Origin of the sequence: Mesorhizobium huakuii (genome assembly GCF_014189455.1) — a bacterium.
GTDB lineage: Bacteria > Pseudomonadota > Alphaproteobacteria > Rhizobiales > Rhizobiaceae > Mesorhizobium > Mesorhizobium huakuii_A.
Genome location: NZ_CP050299.1, coordinates 612,512 through 630,003, shown reverse-complemented (window position 1 = coordinate 630,003; position 17,492 = coordinate 612,512). Strand labels below are relative to the sequence as shown.

The 17,492-nt window shown below is 60.6% G+C and carries 15 protein-coding genes and 3 pseudogenes; 10 read left to right on the top strand and 8 right to left on the bottom strand.

Annotated features, from left to right (window positions below):
• Positions 1 to 5: 5 nt before the first annotated feature.
• Complete coding sequence (locus HB778_RS40700; protein ID WP_183463841.1) at positions 6 to 1,637, bottom strand: IS66 family transposase; 1,632 nt, start codon at positions 1,635 to 1,637, stop codon at positions 6 to 8.
• Positions 1,638 to 1,905: 268 nt separating this feature from the next.
• On the opposite strand from HB778_RS40700, the pseudogene HB778_RS40695 reads away from it, so the two are divergent.
• A pseudogene (locus tag HB778_RS40695) lies at positions 1,906 to 2,424 on the top strand (helix-turn-helix domain-containing protein); the annotation flags it as partial.
• A gap of 360 nt (positions 2,425 to 2,784) precedes the next feature.
• Here the strand turns inward: HB778_RS40695 and HB778_RS40690 are convergent.
• Positions 2,785 to 3,307 (bottom strand): annotated as a pseudogene (locus HB778_RS40690) (ISNCY family transposase); the annotation flags it as partial.
• Between the two features lie 212 nt (positions 3,308 to 3,519).
• Here HB778_RS40690 and HB778_RS40685 point away from each other — a divergent pair.
• The 5 genes and pseudogenes from HB778_RS40685 to HB778_RS40665 all read left to right on the top strand — a co-directional run bounded on the left by HB778_RS40685 (position 3,520) and on the right by HB778_RS40665 (position 6,860).
• Entirely contained in the window at positions 3,520 to 3,792 is a 273-nt protein-coding gene (locus tag HB778_RS40685; protein WP_244662166.1) for a helix-turn-helix domain-containing protein, read from the top strand.
• 20 nt (positions 3,793 to 3,812) lie between these two features.
• Entirely contained in the window at positions 3,813 to 5,204 is a 1,392-nt protein-coding gene (locus HB778_RS40680) for a type II toxin-antitoxin system HipA family toxin (RefSeq protein ID WP_244662165.1), read from the top strand.
• Between the two features lie 224 nt (positions 5,205 to 5,428).
• Positions 5,429 to 5,734: pseudogene (locus tag HB778_RS40675) on the top strand (helix-turn-helix domain-containing protein); the annotation flags it as partial.
• Positions 5,735 to 6,266: 532 nt separating this feature from the next.
• Complete coding sequence (locus HB778_RS40670; protein WP_183455492.1) at positions 6,267 to 6,494, top strand: hypothetical protein; 228 nt, start codon at positions 6,267 to 6,269, stop codon at positions 6,492 to 6,494.
• A 9-nt stretch (positions 6,495 to 6,503) separates the two neighbouring features.
• Positions 6,504 to 6,860: a DUF2958 domain-containing protein gene (locus tag HB778_RS40665; RefSeq protein WP_183455103.1), complete on the top strand. Its 357-nt coding sequence runs from the start codon at positions 6,504 to 6,506 to the stop codon at positions 6,858 to 6,860.
• Between the two features lie 691 nt (positions 6,861 to 7,551).
• Here HB778_RS40665 and HB778_RS40660 read toward each other — a convergent pair.
• The 3 genes from HB778_RS40660 to HB778_RS40650 all read right to left on the bottom strand — a co-directional run bounded on the left by HB778_RS40660 (position 7,552) and on the right by HB778_RS40650 (position 9,879).
• Positions 7,552 to 7,950, bottom strand: a complete 399-nt coding sequence (locus HB778_RS40660) for an XRE family transcriptional regulator (protein WP_244662164.1) — start codon at positions 7,948 to 7,950, stop codon at positions 7,552 to 7,554.
• Between the two features lie 799 nt (positions 7,951 to 8,749).
• On the bottom strand, positions 8,750 to 9,181 hold the full coding sequence (locus tag HB778_RS40655) for a hypothetical protein (RefSeq protein WP_183465710.1): 432 nt from the start codon (positions 9,179 to 9,181) through the stop codon (positions 8,750 to 8,752).
• Positions 9,178 to 9,879 carry a ParA family protein gene (locus HB778_RS40650; RefSeq protein WP_183465709.1) on the bottom strand — a complete coding sequence of 234 codons (702 nt, stop codon included), beginning with the start codon at positions 9,877 to 9,879 and terminating at the stop codon, positions 9,178 to 9,180. The genes HB778_RS40655 and HB778_RS40650 overlap by 4 nt, the downstream gene beginning before the upstream one ends.
• A 642-nt stretch (positions 9,880 to 10,521) precedes the next feature.
• On the opposite strand from HB778_RS40650, the gene HB778_RS40645 reads away from it, so the two are divergent.
• Complete coding sequence (locus tag HB778_RS40645; RefSeq protein ID WP_244662163.1) at positions 10,522 to 10,851, top strand: hypothetical protein; 330 nt, start codon at positions 10,522 to 10,524, stop codon at positions 10,849 to 10,851.
• A complete protein-coding gene (locus HB778_RS40640) occupies positions 10,848 to 13,175 on the top strand; it encodes a relaxase/mobilization nuclease domain-containing protein (protein WP_183465708.1) in 2,328 nt (775 codons plus the stop codon). The genes HB778_RS40645 and HB778_RS40640 overlap by 4 nt, the downstream gene beginning before the upstream one ends.
• A 412-nt stretch (positions 13,176 to 13,587) precedes the next feature.
• On the opposite strand, the gene HB778_RS40635 is transcribed toward HB778_RS40640, so the two are convergent.
• Positions 13,588 to 13,989 carry a type II toxin-antitoxin system HicB family antitoxin gene (locus tag HB778_RS40635; RefSeq protein WP_183455109.1) on the bottom strand — a complete coding sequence of 134 codons (402 nt, stop codon included), beginning with the start codon at positions 13,987 to 13,989 and terminating at the stop codon, positions 13,588 to 13,590.
• Positions 13,990 to 13,994: 5 nt separating this feature from the next.
• Entirely contained in the window at positions 13,995 to 14,183 is a 189-nt protein-coding gene (locus HB778_RS40630; protein WP_183455110.1) for a type II toxin-antitoxin system HicA family toxin, read from the bottom strand.
• 355 nt (positions 14,184 to 14,538) lie between these two features.
• Here HB778_RS40630 and HB778_RS40625 point away from each other — a divergent pair, with 355 nt between their 5' ends.
• Positions 14,539 to 14,814, top strand: coding sequence for a DUF1778 domain-containing protein (locus HB778_RS40625; protein WP_183455111.1), 276 nt, complete (start codon positions 14,539 to 14,541; stop codon positions 14,812 to 14,814).
• Entirely contained in the window at positions 14,811 to 15,329 is a 519-nt protein-coding gene (locus HB778_RS40620) for a GNAT family N-acetyltransferase (protein ID WP_183465707.1), read from the top strand. The genes HB778_RS40625 and HB778_RS40620 overlap by 4 nt, the downstream gene beginning before the upstream one ends.
• Before the next feature lie 144 nt (positions 15,330 to 15,473).
• Here the strand turns inward: HB778_RS40620 and HB778_RS40615 are convergent, their stop codons facing one another.
• Complete coding sequence (locus tag HB778_RS40615; RefSeq protein WP_244662162.1) at positions 15,474 to 17,360, bottom strand: type IV secretory system conjugative DNA transfer family protein; 1,887 nt, start codon at positions 17,358 to 17,360, stop codon at positions 15,474 to 15,476.
• Positions 17,361 to 17,492: the final 132 nt, after the last annotated feature.

The window sequence follows — 17,492 nt, the reverse complement described above, 5'->3', positions numbered from 1 at the left end:
GGCAGTCAGGCTTGAGCGGCTTGCCTAACGAGATCCGGGAGCGGCGGAATCGACTCTTGTGTTGGTATGCCGAGGCGGTCGCCGAGATAGCGGAAGAATGAGACGTCGAGCTTGATGCAGGTCTTCATCAGGCCGAGCAGGACGTCGCGGGCGTTCTTGCCTGCCTCGCTGACGGTTCCGCCGGAGATCTTGCGCTTGGTGACGAAGGTGCGGATGTCGTTTTCCGAACCATTGGTGTGGAGCGGGATCTCGGGACGATCGAGAACGCGCAGGAGTTCATGCTTGCGGCGATGCAGCCTGGCAAGAAGCCGGTCGAGCATGACGTAGCCGGTTCGTCGTTTGAACAGGCGCTCGAAGCGGGCGCGCAGGGCCGCCGCGTGGCGCGGACAAGGAGCACGCTGGTAGCTCTTGAGGTCGCGATAGAACCACCAGATCAACTGGCGCATGATGTCGACGGCCTGACGTTGATCCGGGGTCACGGGTATCAATTTGTGGACGAGCCGCTCGGCGTGGACCCAGCACAGAGCATGGTCGCCGATGCGGAACTGGCCGGCATCATCGGACACGACCACGGTATCGCCAAGAAAGCCGTGGTGGCGGATCGCTCCCCACATCGCCCCTTCGGTGGCGATCCTGACTGGGTTGGGCTCAACCGCGAGCTGGTCGAGGCCGAGTGCGGCCAGATGCGCCTGCCATGCGGCGCTGTCGGCAAATGCCTTGTGCGGCGCAGCCGCCAGCCGCGCGATCACCGGACCGGCGAGGTTGCGGCCGCGCATATAGGCCAGGGCCTCTTCATTGATGAAGTAATCGCTGTGCCCGGCACGCAGCGTCGCCAGGAACGCCTCCCGTGACTTCGATCGCCCGGTGCGGAACGCGGTGAAGCGGCGATCGCCGATCTGGGTGGTGTAGCCGTCCTGGTGGGCGTGGCGCGCCGACGTATCATCGACGGTGATCCAGGGCGCCGTAGCCAGCCCGGCGCGCAGCACGTCACGGTCCTCCGCCGCGAAGGCCTCCAGGCCCTCCGAAATCAGCCGCACCACCTGGCGCTTCGAAATGTCGACCCCGATCCCGGTCAACAACGCCGTCAACCGCTCCGTCGTCACCTGGCCTTGAATGTGACAGGCCAGAATGAAGCGGCGCAGGTTCGCGCCCCAGCCGCCGATGATCCCCGCCGGCAACGGCGCCACCATCGTTTCGCCGGTCGGTGTCACCCAGCGCTCGCGGCGATAGCGCACCACCTCGGCCGACAACGCCAGATCGCGCACCAGGATCGTCTCATACCCCTTGAAGCGAGAGCCCGCAGGAGCGCTCACCGCAACCGTCACCTCGCGGCTCACGCGACCGCCGTCGCGCTTGGCGCCGCGCCGGCGGCGCTTGCCCTTGCCAGATGTCGGCTGCGTCGCCTTCTCCATGCCCGATGGCTTGGTCGGCTTGACCGGGGGACGCGGCGGCAGGTCCTTCAGCCGGGCGATCTCATCCTTCAGGGTCTGGTTCTCGGCGCGTAGCGCCTGGTTCTCGATCTCAAGGCTCTCGACCCGGCTTTGAAGACCGCGCACTTCGCCGATCAGCGCAGAAACCAGCCCGCGGAGTTCCGCGAGCGACAGGCCTTCAAGCGAATCAGTCGGTGGTAGCGTCACGCAAAGGGTGAATCACGAAAGCACGCGCCTGCAAACCCCCACCGCCCGGTAATCTGCCCCGGTTACGCGATCTTCTTCCTAACGCACTGATTTACCAACATAATATCGTGTTCCATAATTCAGATTATGCGACTTTCGGATCGGATCGGATGTAGGCGCAAAGTTAAAATGTCCGGGTTTGGCAAAGTAGGAATGTCGCTCCTGCTTGTGCGCTGCCAATCTCTCCGCCTTCGACGGTGCGGGAGATTGCAACTTGGGACTTGTTCTGATGAGCGAACGCGAGCTGAAGCGTATCGAGGTTTTGTCGAAAGTCATTGAACGACGCATCTCCACTGCGTCGGGCGCGAAGATTCTGGGGCTCACGGTCCGCCAGACCCAACGATTATTGAGGACATTCCAAGACGACGGTGCCGCGGCTCTCCGCCACAAGGCGCGCGGCAGATGTTCGAACAATCGGATCGTCGACAACGTTCGCGACTTTGTCCTGGAGCTCATCCGCGAACACTATGTCGACTTTGGTCCGACGCTTGTCCGCGAGAAGCTGCTCGAGCGACACCAGATAGCGGTCAGCAAAGAGACGCTGCGCAAATGGATGACCGAAGCCGCCATTTGGACATCGCGACGTGAGCGGAAGCGCCAGATTCATCAACCGCGTGGCAGGCGAGATTGCATCGGCGAGTTGGTTCAGATCGACGGATCGCACCATTGGTGGTTCGAGAGCCGGGGGCCAAAGTGCGCCCTGCTCGTCTACATCGATGACGCCACCGGCAAGCTGCTGCATCTGCGCGGTATCGACACGATCGAATCTGCGAATGCCTATGCGGCCGAGTTCGCAACCGATCAGTGATCGAGGACGCGCACGCGGATCACTGGACGACGCTCGGCGCAGCTACATCCGATGTCAAAACGATTTAGAGACGCGACATCGCCAGCAATTTAGAATGCGACAGCGACGCGCGTCTTGGCGCCGACGTGAGCGCCCGATCGGGCGTAAACTGGTCAGGGTTGCGCAGCCCGATCGGGTGCGATCAATCGTGGCTTCTTCGGCTTTAGCTTTGAGAGCCTGCCAACGACATGGATGCGAAGGGCAGCGTCCGACGAGCCTACGACATTGGCGCAATGTCGCTGATGATCTGGTCACGACATCTCATTCCGCAGCTTCCAGCCTCGTCAGCGCCTGTCCCCGCCGGGCGATCACGGCGGGATCGTTCATGAAATCCGTCCGTCGACCAGGCGGGAATGCCGAACAAGTGGTTCGCCTGGCCTGTGCGCCGCGGTCCGTGTTGGCTGCGTGTCAGTTCACGTCCGGCCTGCATCTCGGCCACCATTGCAAGCGCTTCATCCAGGCGTTTGTTCTCGACGATCTCCGATCTGTGTACCGAGCGCAGCTTGTCAAAAGTTCTATAGGGTAAGGACGTGCTGCCCTCCATGATCTCGAGGCGGCCATCGGGATAGTCGCAGACAACGACCTTCTTACCGGCCAGGCGCTTAGCGAAGACGCTCGGATCGAGAATGAACAGCACCTTGTCGTAGCGCAGCGTCAAAGCCTGCGACAGTGTGCGGAACTCCTTGCGGCACATGGCGCCGTCCAGGTTCTCATGATCGGCGAGGGGACGGTGCATGTCCTTCGGATTGCGTGGTTCCTTACCAAAACGGGAATTGAAATCGGCGGCGCGTCCTCGGATGCCTTCCGGATGATGGGGACCATTTTTATCCTCGTCGACATTGAATCTACCTCCGCGCGCGACCCACGAAGAAGTGTTCGGATCATGGCAATCGCCACAGCTGTGATTGACATCTGCGGTAATTGCCATTATAAAGCCACTTAACACATTAAATCGCGTTAAATGCTACTATGCTCACATTCAATATGACATCTCCGATGGAAATTATCCAAGGTGCCGCAGCACGGATGAAGCGGCGGCGGATCGATGCCGATCTTACCCAACGGGAGCTGGCTTCCAAGGCTGGAGTTTCCTACGGCTCGCTGAGAGTTTTCGAGGAGACTGGCAAGGCATCCTTCGAAGCTGTCGTGAAGCTCGCATTCGCCTTGGAGGCGGAAGCTGAATTCGAAGGTTTGTTTCCTTCACGTCCGCCGAAAACACTCGAAGACGTAATCGGGCGCCCGGCCAGGCAGAGGGTCCGCAAGAAATGAAGTTCAGGCCAATCAGGGAAATGAAGGTAGTCCTGGATCTCGAAGGGAGCCAGCGACAGCTAGGGACGCTTGCGTGGAGCACCGATGAACGACGGGCTTACTTCCAGTACTCGGCTGAGTTCATAACTGCGCCGCTCTTGATTTCTCCATTCAATTTGGCTGCCAAGGCGGGTCTTATTGCAGCCAAGCTCGATCCGTTCGATGGGCTGCATGGCTTGTTTAACGACAGCCTTCCAGATGGATGGGGACGCCTTTTGCTGGATCGCCGCCTTCAAAAGGCTGGCGTCGACTATCACATGCTCACACCCTTGGACCGCCTTTCCGCGGTGGGAAGGACGGGAATGGGCGCGTTGGCCTACATTCCTGAACTGCCTGGCGAAGAGCCGGCTGCAGGGGACCTAGACTGGTTCGTTGAACAGGTGGAGCTTGTCCAGAACGAGATGGACACTGCTGATATCGATGCCTTGCAGAGTGCCCAAGGCGGTTCCGCAGGGGCGCGTCCAAAGATCATGATCGGCTTGAACCCGGATCAGAATACCTTCGTGATTGACTACGGCCATGAATTGAAGCCCGGGTTTGATCGCTGGATGGTGAAATCGCGAAGTTCCGACGATCCAGCGGACATCGGCGTCGAGGAGCAAGCATATGCTCTCATGGCGCGCGAGGCCGGGCTGGCGATGGCCGAGACACGGATATTGCAGACGAAGAAGGGCAATCGTCTGTTCGCAACAAAGAGATTTGATCGCACGCCCGAGGGACGGCTGCACATGCATACCGCCAGCGGCCTCTTGTATGCGAGCCATCGCGAAGCCTCCCTGGACTACGCCGCCCTTCACAAGCTCACGCACATGATGACGAGAGACAGCGCGGAGGTCCTCCGCATGTTCGGTCACATGGCATTCAATGTGCACGCGCGGAACCGGGACGACCATTCGAAGAACCATGCATTCCTGATGGGACCGAATGGGCGGTGGAAACTCTCTCCGGCGTACGATCTGACTTTCTCGGCAGGCCCCGGAGGACAGCACAGCGCATCGATCGCGGGGGAAGGATTGAACCCAGGACGACAGCATCTGCTTGCCGTCGCCAAAGGCGCTTCCATTTCCGAACAAGAAGCGTTGAACGTGATCGAACGCATCCGCTCTGCTGTCGATCGCTGGCCACGGTTCGCGGACGAAGCAGGTCTATCCAAAGCACGAACCAATGAACTTGATCTGATCCTGAATGGACGGAGGCCGCAGCCTGCACAGGCGCTACGTTGGGACACATCCCCCGACAGCCTGGCTGTTTCCGAGCCCCTTCCGAAAAGCAACCCCGAAGCGGCCTTGGCAATCCTGGATCGCGCACCGGACATCGCGCCAGATTCAGGAGACGAGCTTGAGGAAGGAAGCTCAGCTAGTTCTAAAATGTGAGGACGACAAAAGGGCCTCCCAGCACGCGCGACCAACGCGGATACCAGACCATCCCGATTTCCGCAGGTCGGCGAGTCAACTTATGGGTCACGGGACATGCGACAGTTGCCCCAGTTAGAGATGCGACACTTCCCGCTTCCGAGGCTGGTCAACATGAAGCTGGAAAGGAAGGCTGGCGACTTCACAGAGCCTGGCGTGAGACCGGGCCCATTTGCGGAGCCGTCATGCCTTTGGTCACCTTGTCGCAAATAGAGCTGCATCGTCTCGAAGCCATCCAGAAGATCCGCGACCGACGGCTGACCGTCGTCCAGGCGGCGGAACTCCTTCACCTCAGTGGCAGTCAGGTTCACCGACTGTTGCAGGTCTATGCCCTGGACGGCGCCGGCGGGCTGGCGTCCAAGAAGCGCGGCCGGCCGAGCAATCGACGCCATGATGAGGACTTCCGCAACACCGCATTGGATCTGGTGCGCGATCGCTACCAGAATTTCGGCCCGACGCTTGCCCGCGAGAAACTGCTTGAGTGGCATCAGCACGACCCCTGCCCCGCCTGCGGCGGGTTCAGGCGTGAAAGAGGTCGAAACCGGTTGTCCGGACGAACATCCTGACCCCGATGAGCCGCTGATGTCCAAGACATTTGCTGCGTCGCGACCATTGCAGCAGCAGCCCGCAGCCTCCCACATGATCTTGCAAACCCCTCCCGGTCTCCACCTTTCCGGATCGCTCGTGCGACGGCCGTGCGGGGCATCGTGATATCCTGCCGATCTTTCGCCTGCTGTTGTCAAAGACTGCCTGCCGTCATCCAGATCCCCCTTCCCCAGCCGCAAGCCTTAGGCGCGAGTGGCATGCGGGTTTCTGGTCATGGCTTGCTGTTCGGTCTTTGCAGGCATTCCCGTTGATGGATCTGTCCGGAATTAGCGACGGTTGTTCTGGCCAACGCTGCTGTCTTGTCCCGTTCCTGCCCGCTCCTTCGCTGCGCTCCCGAGTTGGGGACAAGCCATCTTAGGCGCCGGCCCCTTTGGAACCGTCCTCCGGGACACAAACCATCAACCAAAGGAAAAGACCATGACAGACACTAACAACACCAAGACCAAGAAGACCGAGTCGAAATCCCCGATGTACCTCGCCTATACGGTGCGGGATGCCAAGGAAGAAGGCCAGAAGGGCTTCTGGACACGCATCGGTGCATTCTTCGCCCACGAAGATGGCGAAGGCGGCACGCTCCTCCTCGAGGCCCTGCCCCTGGACGGACGGGTCGTGCTGCGCGCCCCCAAAGTCGAAGAAGACAAGTAGGAGGCGGACATGCAGCTCTTGACTCAAGATCTGCGGGAGAAGCTGCTGGCGAATGGTCGCCAGCAGCAGCCTCTCCGCGGTACTAGCGACGAGATCGATTTCGTGCCCGTCGTCAAACTGTTCACGCCTGACGCCGGCGCGACCTGGCTCCTCACGGAGATGGATCCGGATGATCCCGACATCGCCTTCGGCTTATGTGATCTCGGGATCGGCAGCCCCGAACTCGGCAGCGTCAGCCTTGCGGAGCTCGCCGCGGTGCGCGGCAGACTCGGATTGCCGGTCGAGCGTGACCTGCACTTCCAGCCAAACCGCACGTTATCGGCCTATGCCGACATCGCGCAGCGTGATGGTGCCACCCGCACCTGACTGCCACCGAACCCCGGCTCCAGCCGGGGTTCGGCTTACTCTGTGACAGGCGTCAGTTGAGCCCAGCTTTCGGCTTGGAAAATCGCCACGAACATACGCCACGGCGGTGTTACCGATTGAAGCATAACTGAATTGTTCCTTGAGCCCTTCGATGCCGCTCAACGGCTGGCATTCCTGGTCAGATATGAGGTCGTCTGACCATCATCGACCATCTTGGACAAGATAATTCCTTTGGTGCTTTGAGGGCTGCTTTTCGCCTCATACGGCTGTGGGCGACATGTCCCCTCTGCATCGCGCTCCTCGCCCGGGTTGCAAGCAGGACGTGGTGCCGGCGCCGCGGCGGGAGGCGCTTTGGCCGGCGGTATCGGCGCGGTTTCATTTGTGGTCTCAAATTTCTGTTGGGGGGATGAAGTAGCCGAGCAGCTGAAGCGCCAGCTTGGCTTTGCCTGTCGTTCCTGCCGTCAGATATCCAGTGACGGATCGGCCAGTGGGCGTGAGGGCTTGTAGCTCCGCAGTTTTTCCAGGCGTTCCCCCTGCCTGCAAAACGAGCGGTCAGAACTCAGCATCGCGTTAGCTGCGGCAAATTCGGCATCTCTTCTTTGGCGTTGTCGGCGCCGAACTTTGCGAACTGGTCCAGGCACTCGCCGGCGTGGATGACGGTGTCCTGGGGTCGCGCACCTTTCTGTTTCTCTCAGCCCGACAGCTTCTGCGACCGGGTCTGCCGCGCTACACGCCGGGTAGCTTCATCTTTTTTCCGGATGGCTGAGGTCAACTCGTCATAGTCGACGCCGCGCTTCTTCAGCGCCCTGCGCGCATCGTCGATCTCGAAGCCCAACAACTCGAATACGGTCATATTGAGCTTGGAAGCGATACGCTCCATCGTCTTAAGGGTCGGATTTCCGATACCGCGCAGCATCGTGTAGTAGGTCCCTCGCGCCAAACCCGTCTTGGGGAGGAAGGCTTCCATTCCGCCATTCTCGATCTCAAGCTGCTGGAGGCGCAACGCCAGCATTTCATTGAGGATGGAATGATCGACCGGCTGGGGCTTGCGGACGGGCGACATGAAATCGATGAACTCCAGATGAGGCACCTGCGCCTGCGGAGGCGATCAATACCGCAATGAGGTTATCTTGTATATGAATGTTCTTATATATTGAATATTCTCTGAATGAAGCACGGGCGTGTCGGATCAAACCTCCTAAAGCTTCGTCGGCGCGCAGACATTTCCAATACGGGGGCCGGCTCGAGCTGGCCCGTATTAGGCTGGCTGCGAGAGACTTTGGCTTCCCACTTGATGAACGACCGTGGACTCGGGCCTTACGTTGCCAGTGAGCACATACGAGATAATGTACGGACTGAGTTTAGGCCCAAGCGCTCCCATTTTCTGTCTGGCTGATGCTGATGCCGTTAGGCCCCGCGCGACGCCGCCGGCCGCAAAATGGAAGGCCCGCCCGATACTGAGTAGGAACAACCGCAAGCCTATGCATGAGCCAACGTTGCCGTTCGCCACTAAAACCGATAAGCCTGCTGGCGATAGAATGGACCTTCCTGCTCCTCTCCGGTTCTGGCTGCGCACGGCGAGCGCTTTCTGGGGGTGTTGAGTTGGAGCGGCACATCGTCCCCTGGGCGACGGCTCCAAGGCTATTTGTCCAAAGAGTATCTCTGCATGGCGGGCGGCATCTGGACGTCAAGCCGGTCCGGACGCCCTTTTTCTCGGATGCCTTTTAGCGGCTTGCCGTTCGAATTCGTACTCGCGCGAGGCCTGTTGCCCTGTCTCACCGCTGTTTAAGCGGCTGTCCAGCCGCGCGAGCGGCCGAAGCGTAGCGGAGCCAGCCCGCAGCCGGACAGCGCTCCCAAATAGCGCTGCAGGTACGGCGGAGGGCTGGTGGTCAGGCGTCGTGCGAGGGCGGGAGACGTCCAATGCGTTTCAGGTAGTCGTGGAGAACACGATCGATGATGCGTAGAGGATGCGTGCGCTCCTCCGCGGCGATCTGCCTGAGGACCAGATCGATGGCGTCGGGCAAGCGAAGTGCATAAGGGCGCGACGAACTGCGTTCGCCATAGGCATCGAACGGCTTGCGCGGATTTTCCCTCTTCGGTTTGGCCGACGGTACCGACTTAGGCGCCTCGATCTTGTTGGGCAGGGTTGCGTGAGGAGTTTGCGGGGCAGCGGAGGTTGACGCCTGCGTTGTCGGTTGATCGTCGTAATGCGGTGTGATGACGACGGGCTTGGCCCCGGGCGGCGGATCAGACGAGATCCGCTGGGCGCGAAAGGCGTCGCGTGGCAGGGCAGGACGGGGCGGTTTGGCGGTTTCGTTCATGCGGCATTGTCGCCGTTATTGACGCCCTGGCTCGCCGCGAGCAATTCGCGGACGACCTGGTCGGCATTGTAGCGGGCCTTGCGGATCGACTCATCCGTGTCGCTCATCTGGTAGAGTGTACCGTGGCCGCTGGTCATCGTTCGATAGGTGACGCGCCGATAGAGCGCGTTGGCGCAGATGGGCACCTGCTCGGCGTTGAGATAGGCGAGGACTTCGCGCAGCGGCCTGGTGTTGCGGTCGAGACTGTCATATTCGTTGAAGAGAACGCGGTGCTGGCTCATGGGGAGATTGGCTGCGTGGGCATGCTGCTCGAGGTTGCGGATGGAGCGCACGACCTGCGATGCATCGAAGGTGTGAACCCTACAGGGCAGGACGACGAGGTCGGCGCGCAGCGCCGAATGGGTAAGCACTGGTCCGTAATAGCCCGGCGTGTCGATGACGACGACGTCATGGCTGTCAAGGCGCTCGAGCGCTTGTGCGAGGCTCTGTTCATCCGGCGCGCGCACGAGATCGATCCCTTTCGGACTGAGATCCCGCGCGACCGAAGATGCATGCCATTGGTAGGCGGAGCCCTGAGGATCCGCGTCGACGATGGCGACGGAATAGTCGTGATTGGCGAACTCGCCGGCAAGGATAATGGCGACGGTGGTTTTCCCGGAGCCTCCTTTTGGGTTTGCGATGGCGAAGATGCTCGGCATGAAAGGCTCCTCGTGGCGCCGCGATCGCGACAGCGAAATGACCAAAACAATATATTAGATATTACGAGGTCGGAAATCGTGCAAGTCGTTGTTCGCGCGGTCCTCCAATGAGAGAATGCGGCAGTGCTGTGTTTCGGCAAAGCGGCAATACCGCAAGGCACGTTTGCTCCAAGGCGGCAATGACACTTCCGGGTAATGCTGTAACTCGCGTTTCGCGACATACGGCAATCTTGGAGGAGAACAATCCCGACCCCTGAGGCATAGCGGGGGTCCTGACAGGTGTATTCATATCAAAAGGCGTCAAATCAGTATTGCGGTAACAACGGGTGGGGATAGCGCTATGGGGCGGATCGCGGCACAGCGCAGGCGGGCACGGCAGGGCATGGGGCGGCTGCTCTCCTTGGGCCATTGGAGTTCATTATAATAGATATTTGTTGACAAGATACCGGTTTGTGGGCCAAACCGGGGAGGCTGCTGGACGCAGCCAGGGCGCTGACGCGCGTTGCCTGCCGGCGAAGCTTGAGCCCGTCGGCCGAGAAGAGAAGGGAGGACGCTGTGGCCAGTTCCGCTGCAATGCCGAGACGCAAACCAAGGCTCCGCACGGAGCTGTCGGAGCTGGATGAGCGGCGCCTTCAGGAGGCAGTGGCACTGTTCGGCTTGCCGAAGGCCGAGGTCGTACGACGGTTGATCCGGGCGTCGGTTCAGGCCGGCCCCGCACTTTCTGCCGAGAACACTGTGGTCATCGTGGATCTCGCCTACCAAGTCCGGATGGTTGGGCGCAATCTCTCCCAGGTCTTGAAAGCGATCCACCGTGGCCAGGCCGTGCGCATCGAGGACACGGAGGCCGTGTGGCGCGGCTTGTACGAGGTGATCGCGACGATCAATGAAGAGCTCACCGAGATGACCGTCGCCTATGGCTCCAAGCTTCGACGTGTTGCGAAGCTTACACTGTCGGAGGAAGTCCGCTCTTGAGCCGGGCCGCTCAAATCGGATGGTGGCTTGAGCAGGTCAATGCTGCGCGGCGGGCCGTCGAAACGGCACGCGAGGAACGCGGGCGGCCACGGGTATCGAGGCCGATTGACGAGGAGCGCCAACCGAAAGCCAAGCGGGTTTCGTCGCTACCAAGTACGTCGTCTCAGGCAGACATTCGTGGCGCGACGATCTCGGGCGGACAGGACGAGGAGCGGCGTCGGTTGCTGCCGGCGGCGGCCAGGGGAGGCGCTGGCGGGCTGGCGGGGAACACCGGATCTGGGTCGCCGACGGCGCCGATCGCTGGAAATCTTTCGAGCAGTGGTGGAGCGCAGGGTGGTGGGGCTATCGGCCGCGCCCGGCAACTGGCGGCGGGCTATCAGCCGGCGGTCATCAAAGTGGTGTCCTACGCACGGGGCGTCGCGCGCGTCACGGCAACGGGCCAGTATGTGCAGCGCGAGGAGGTCGCGCTTGAGACCCACGATGGGCGCATGCTTGGCGATCGTGAAGCTGTGGCCAACGAGATCAAGGTCTGGTCCACCAGTTTCGCGAAGCGTGCAGAGAGCCAGGACGTGGCTGCCATGCGCTTGAAGCTTCACGGCGTGCGCGACGCACCGGCAGGGCGACAGACTTATGAGAAGGCGATGGTTGCCGGATTCGAGGGCCATCGCTATGCCTATCGTCTCGATGCGACACCGTCGGGCGAGCTGGAGGCGCGGCTCGTTGTGTCGATGGCTGGATCCCCCAAGGAGCGGTTGCGAGTCCGGGAGGAACGGGTTGGCGATGCGGAGGTTGGGTTTACTCAGCGCCGGCTCAATATCCGATCGGAGGCGACGGTGAAGGCGCGGATAGAGGCGGCGACCGGCCATCCGAGGCATGCCGTGAGCGTTGATCCAGGCCCCACCACCCACGGTCGAGACGGTGTGACCTATCGACTAAACAAGCTGATCGAGAAGGGCGCCGTGGTCGACGATCATGGCAAGGTTTTGTCGAATGTCGCCGATGCGCGCGTCGCCGCGCGAGAATGGGGACCGTCGCTGCGGTCGCAGTCCGCGCGCGACACAATGCACCTGATCATGTCGGCGAAGACTGGGGCGGATGTCGCGGCCCTAACCGACGCCGTCCGCGCGTTCTTGCATGACCGGTTCGCCGACCACAAGTTCATGTTTGGCGTTCACACCGACAAGCAAGCCGACGGGCATATCCATGCCCACGCCATCATCACGGTGAGAAATGAATCCGGACAGAAGATCCATCCGGGCCGTGAGACGTTCCGAGAATGGCGCGAGGTGTATGCTCAGCACGCCCAGGCGCATGGGCTGAAAATCGTCGCCACTTCAGCGAAGGAACGGGCATCGTCGCAGAGTTACGGCCCGAAGGACAAGGCGATCGTCGACGTGGCCGAGCGGCCACGGCCGACGCGGGAAGCACGTGACCGCGCTTATGCGGCGGATCCTGCTAACCAGCGACTCATCCACAATGCCAGGAACCGGATCCGTGTCGCTCGGGCGAACCCCATCAAGCTTCCCGCCTCGAAGCCTGATCGTCGCGCTGTCAACGAAAGCGTCGCCGCCTGGCGAACTCTCGCTCGGGAACATCCAGACAATGCGCTGGCGAAGCAAATGTTTGAACGACTGGCGATGGCCCAGACATTAGGCAATGTCCTCGACATGATCGGGAAACGAGCTGACCATTTTACGAAGGAGACTAACGACATGCCGGTCACATCGGCGCAGATGACGAAGGATCTTCGCCTCATGAACGAGGCGGTTTCTCGCACAAGCGATCTCCTCGATGGGGAGACCAAGCAACAGTTTCGAGAGGCATCGTCACGGTACCTTGAGACACTCGCAAGCCGAATCGATCTCCAGCGCGCACAGGAGCGCGGCGCGCAGGAGGTCTCTCGTTCCGAAGTCGAGGCCATTGCAGGGGTCAATGCCGATCGCCTGATCGCGCGTGCTCAACAGGTTAGCCTGAAGGAACAGCGGGAGGCCGTCTCTGCGGAACGGATTGTCGATCGCGCCGTCGAGATGGAGCGCCGACAAGAGGCCCGTGGCGGGATCGACCCGGCATCGCATCGCGAGCTTGGTGTAGATCGGGCCATCGTCGCGAACTCGCAACAATCCGCCGCCCGTGAGGCACGCGAAGCTGCGGCCGCCATCGAGGCCTCGCGTGTGCTCGCCGATCATCCCGCACAGCCGCTGCCGCAGTCGCTGCTTCAGACCGATGCGATTGTGGCGCTCCAATTGGAACAGGAAAAGGTGCTTCAAGAAATCGATGCTGACAAAGCCGAAGTGCAGGCAACCAAGGGCCAGAGGATAAGTTGACGATCGCGCGATCTGCTTTGCAAAGGTCGGACGCGGTCCAGATGAGGGATCGCGCGGGCGGCGCAGGATTCAGGAAAACACCTCGAATGGTCGCGTCCGCGCCAAGGCCAATGGCTTCCAGTTCGGCCGCAAACCCAAACTTTCGCCACAGGGACGTCGCGAGGCCTAGCCAGATTAGCAGCGCCGAAGAAAGGAGGTGTGCATGAACGGATCGACTTCAGCCCTATGGTACCGAGGCCAAGGCGATCAACAACGAGATTGAGGTTCTTGCTCGTCTCCCTGCCGAGAGGATGCAGACAGTTCACGGCGGCGAGTAACGCATCCATGTTGACCATGAAAGCGAGTTCGTGATGGTGGTGCCGAGGGGGGCGGCAATGACGCCGGCCATGTTCGGGGCGATATTTGGGGGCGGCTAAGCCGCCTCCAACTCCATGACCTTCTGGGTTGCCTGGGCAATAAACCCCGAGCGGGTATATCCATGGGCTTCGGCAAAGGCATCGATCCGATTGAGGACATCTTCGGGAAGCGTGACATTGACACGCACTGCCTTCTTCGCCTCGGTCTTGACCGCCACCAAGATTGCAACACCGCGACGGTTCTCGGCGTCGGCCATGACATTCTCCAAGCTGGAGGGCTCTGGAATAGCCTCACCATCTTCCGCGAGCCCCTCGATATGAAAGGCCAGCGCCTCCTCGGCCATAGCGCGAGCATCATCTAGATCTGTACCGGCCGTGACGACGCCGGGGAAATCGGGAAAGGACACGCCGAAGTCGCTCTCGGCATCCTTATGGATCAGTCCGATATACTGCTTCATTGTCTCTACCTCAGTTTTAGACCGGATTGACGTTCAATGCTCCGCAAAGTTCCCAAAGGGATATCCCTTTTAGGATGCGGGACTGTGACTCGGCCCGGCTTCTTTTCATGTTTGAATTGTGCGTGACTGCCCTTTCGAGCGACTTCATACCAACCATCAGCCTCTAGGGCCTGGATCACTGCTGCACTTTTCATGTGTATAAATACACATCGATCGTGAAACATGCAACAAGAAAGTGGGCCGAGGGTTCTGGCCACCCCGGGTTTGAGATGTCCATGAGTAACGAGCCAGTCGCGGATGATCCGGCGGATGGGCTTCGGCGGCGCATTCGCTGGCGTTAAGATATTCCTCTACACCGCCTCATTTGAAGCTTTGACGGTGAGGCGTAGAACACGGGCTCATCGGCCATGCAGGATGGCGACTAGCGTCACATCGGGACGGTTCGAAAGATTGGGAACAGCCATCTCCCATGCTTATGAAGCGAAGGCGAAAGGATTTACGGTGTACGGATTCAATCCGTACTATATTATCGGGCCAAAGGAGATACCTATGCCCCGCAATGTCAGTGACAATGGCCGAATCGATTTCCGGATTCCGCCAGAAGCAAAAGCCGTGATCGCACGTGCAGCGGCCTTGTCGAATGTCGGTCTAACCGAGTTTGTCACGCGCTCAGCGCTGCGTGACGCCCAGGCCGCGATCGAACGCGCCGAACATCTCGCGCTGTCAGAACGCGACAGCCTGCGCGTCCTCGACCTGCTCGAGAATCCGCCGGCGCCTACCGACCGTCTTATCCGTGCCGCCAAGGCCGGTCAGACCCTCGCGTGAGTTCCGTCATCTGGCAGGAAGTGCCGATCAGTAAACAGCACGATCGTGCCGCCTTCAACTGTGGCGACGCGGACCTCAATACCTATCTACAGCGCTTCGCGCGTCAAAACCACGAAAGCGGCGGCGCAAAAACGTTCGTCGCCGTGACGGCGGAAGATTCTTCGCACATCCTCGGGTTCTATTCCCTGAGTCCTGCCTCGATGGACTATGCCCGCACACCAACGGTCGCCAGGCGTGGCCTCGGCCGCAACAACGCGCCGGTCTACCGTCTCGGTCGCCTCGCAGTGGATCGTAAGATACAAGGCCGCGGGCTCGGTGGCGGTTTGCTACTCGCCGCAGGGAGACGCTGCATAGCAGTCGCGCAGGAAGTCGGCGGCGTCGCCCTGCTTATCGACGCCAAAGGCGACCAGGCCGCACGCTGGTATGAGGGCTACGGTGCTGTCCGTCTCGATGACGCGCCGCTATACCTGGTCCTGCCTTTCGCCGCGATCGCCAAGGCGATAGCCGCGATATGAACGCAGCAGCAAATCGTCTGCCATGCATGTCCCAGCGCTCGCTTCGGTCAAGAAGCCCATGGCAGTGTTGGCACCAATGTGGATGAGCTGCGCAGTGGCGACGGCCGTTGACAACGGCGGACCTCGCGTCGACGATAAGGAAATTTAGTCATCCCCAAACTGCTCCTGCAAGGTGGCGAGCGCCGATAAAGCTTCCTCGAGTTTCGGCGCTATGGACGCGGTGCGAGCTGATGCCGCCATTACATCGAAGTCGTCTCGTTGGGTACGCTCGCTAGCGGCCAGCAGGTCACGAATATTGCAGTTCTCGTCTTGCGGGGCGTTGGGCTCCTCGCCGAGCGCCAAAACCTTTCGGGATTGCTTAACAGGGATCTTTTTCGCGACGATTGGTGGCGTGGGAAGGAAAGCAGGCTCGGCCGGAGACTTAACGCTGCCGCGAGCATATTCGTTCTTCGGTGCAGCTTCAGGCGGTGTTTTTTCGGCGTTGCGTTGGAGCTGCGGAGGCTGAGCCTCGTCTTCGGCCGCCTCCAGGCTCGGCGCCGGGCTGATGGCACCGTTGAGAACCTCATCCTGCCATTTACGCAGCGTGGGCAAGCTGGGCGGATGTGCCTTAGCTGTTTGGTAAAGCCGCCGATATGGCTGATCCTGATAGTGCCGGATCTTGGTAAGCTGAAAGGAGCGCGAGTTCTTGACCATCAGGATCGAGGTCCGCGCGGACATCTCGCGCAACTCGAGTGGACTGCACAGCGGTCGCGGGGTGTAGTGTGGGGCCCAGAGGCGTGGCGCGAAGATCCCCTGCCCCGGTCGCATCACCGGCGTCTTGTAGACCTGCGTCGTCTCGCCCAGCATCTCAGATACGAATTCCGAGGTCTCCAGATCGTTGATCTGGATGAAGAGCTTGATCTGCGAACCGGAGACGGTGGTGATGCGCTTGTTCTTGCCATAGAGCTCGTCGAGCTGGGCAATGTCCTGCATGACGATCGCCATGCGAAAACCATATCCCGCGCTGATCGTGATCTTCGAGATCAAGGAATCCATGCGGCCGACGTGGTAGAATTCGTCGAGCATGAGCAGCACCTGATGCGGCTCGTCCTCGCCCGGGATTTTCACCATCATCAAGTCGTGGATTTGCTGGAACAGGATGCGGATCAGCGGTCGGAAGATCGACAACTCGGCGATGGTGCAGCCGATGAAGATCGTCATCCGATGGCGCCTGAGCTCGCGGATGTCGAAATCAGATGTCTCCGTAGCGGCCGAGATCAGACCGTTGTTCCACAGCGACATTGCCATGTTGACGTTGAAGACGGCCGAATTCCTGGTTTCCGGCTCCAGGGCGATATATTGGTTGAAGCTATCGACGACCCATGTCGGCAGGTGCAGGCGCTCGGTCTTCACGATGGCGCGCAGCACGGAGGAGATATCCTTACCCGTCGTCGTCATGCGCGCAACGCTACGCATGTGCTGCGCGCCAGCGATAAGCGGCGAGGAGAGCACGTAGCCGATCAGCGCAGAGAGCAGCAGGCGTCCGGCACCCGCCCAAGTATCGTCCGCCTTCTCCGGGATGACGAAGGAGGCGACGACCAGACAGTCGGTCGCCATCCGCTCGTCGCGCCGCACGAAGTCGAGTGGATTGTAGCGATGTGTGTCGTTCGAGCCAGGCGAAAACATAAAGACCTTGTTGCCCATTGCGCGACGATGGTTCGCGAGCGCCTCAAAATTCTCCCGCTTCGGGTCGAAGAACACGGCCGAGCCTTGCCAGAGATAGCCATTCGGCAGAACGAAGCCCGTGCCCTTGCCCGAGCGCGACGGACCGACGACGAGAATGTGAGCGGGCTCGTCGGAGCGGATCGTGGCCCCGGCGAGCTTGCCGAGGATGATCCCTTGCTTTGCTGTCAGGCCCTGTTTCGCCGCTTCCAGCACGGTGCCGAAACGGGCCTCGCCATAGGGCATCTGCCGGCGATTGACAGTCGCGAAAAGCCAGACGGCGAGCCCCAGCACCACGACGCTGCCGACGGCGATGCCGGCGCGGATCAACGCCTCGACCTGCGTCAGCGGAAAGAAGACGCGCGCGTAAAAATGCTTCCAGGCGATCAGGAAGACGCTCGCGGTGCGATCATTGTTCTGCATGCGCAAAAGTGCCCAGCGGGTTGCGCCCTCGCTCGGGAA

What these genes read in the sequence shown, in the direction of transcription:
- HB778_RS40685 (WP_244662166.1), top strand. Translation starts at nt 3,520, where the DNA reads ATGGAAATTATCCAAGGTGCCGCAGCACGGATGAAGCGGCGGCGGATC.
- HB778_RS40680 (WP_244662165.1), top strand. Translation starts at nt 3,813, where the DNA reads ATGAAGGTAGTCCTGGATCTCGAAGGGAGCCAGCGACAGCTAGGGACG.
- HB778_RS40670 (WP_183455492.1), top strand. Translation starts at nt 6,267, where the DNA reads ATGACAGACACTAACAACACCAAGACCAAGAAGACCGAGTCGAAATCC.
- HB778_RS40665 (WP_183455103.1), top strand. Translation starts at nt 6,504, where the DNA reads ATGCAGCTCTTGACTCAAGATCTGCGGGAGAAGCTGCTGGCGAATGGT.
- HB778_RS40655 (WP_183465710.1), bottom strand. Translation starts at nt 9,181, where the DNA reads ATGAACGAAACCGCCAAACCGCCCCGTCCTGCCCTGCCACGCGACGCC.
- HB778_RS40650 (WP_183465709.1), bottom strand. Translation starts at nt 9,879, where the DNA reads ATGCCGAGCATCTTCGCCATCGCAAACCCAAAAGGAGGCTCCGGGAAA.
- HB778_RS40635 (WP_183455109.1), bottom strand. Translation starts at nt 13,989, where the DNA reads ATGAAGCAGTATATCGGACTGATCCATAAGGATGCCGAGAGCGACTTC.
- HB778_RS40630 (WP_183455110.1), bottom strand. Translation starts at nt 14,183, where the DNA reads ATGAAAAGTGCAGCAGTGATCCAGGCCCTAGAGGCTGATGGTTGGTAT.
- HB778_RS40625 (WP_183455111.1), top strand. Translation starts at nt 14,539, where the DNA reads ATGCCCCGCAATGTCAGTGACAATGGCCGAATCGATTTCCGGATTCCG.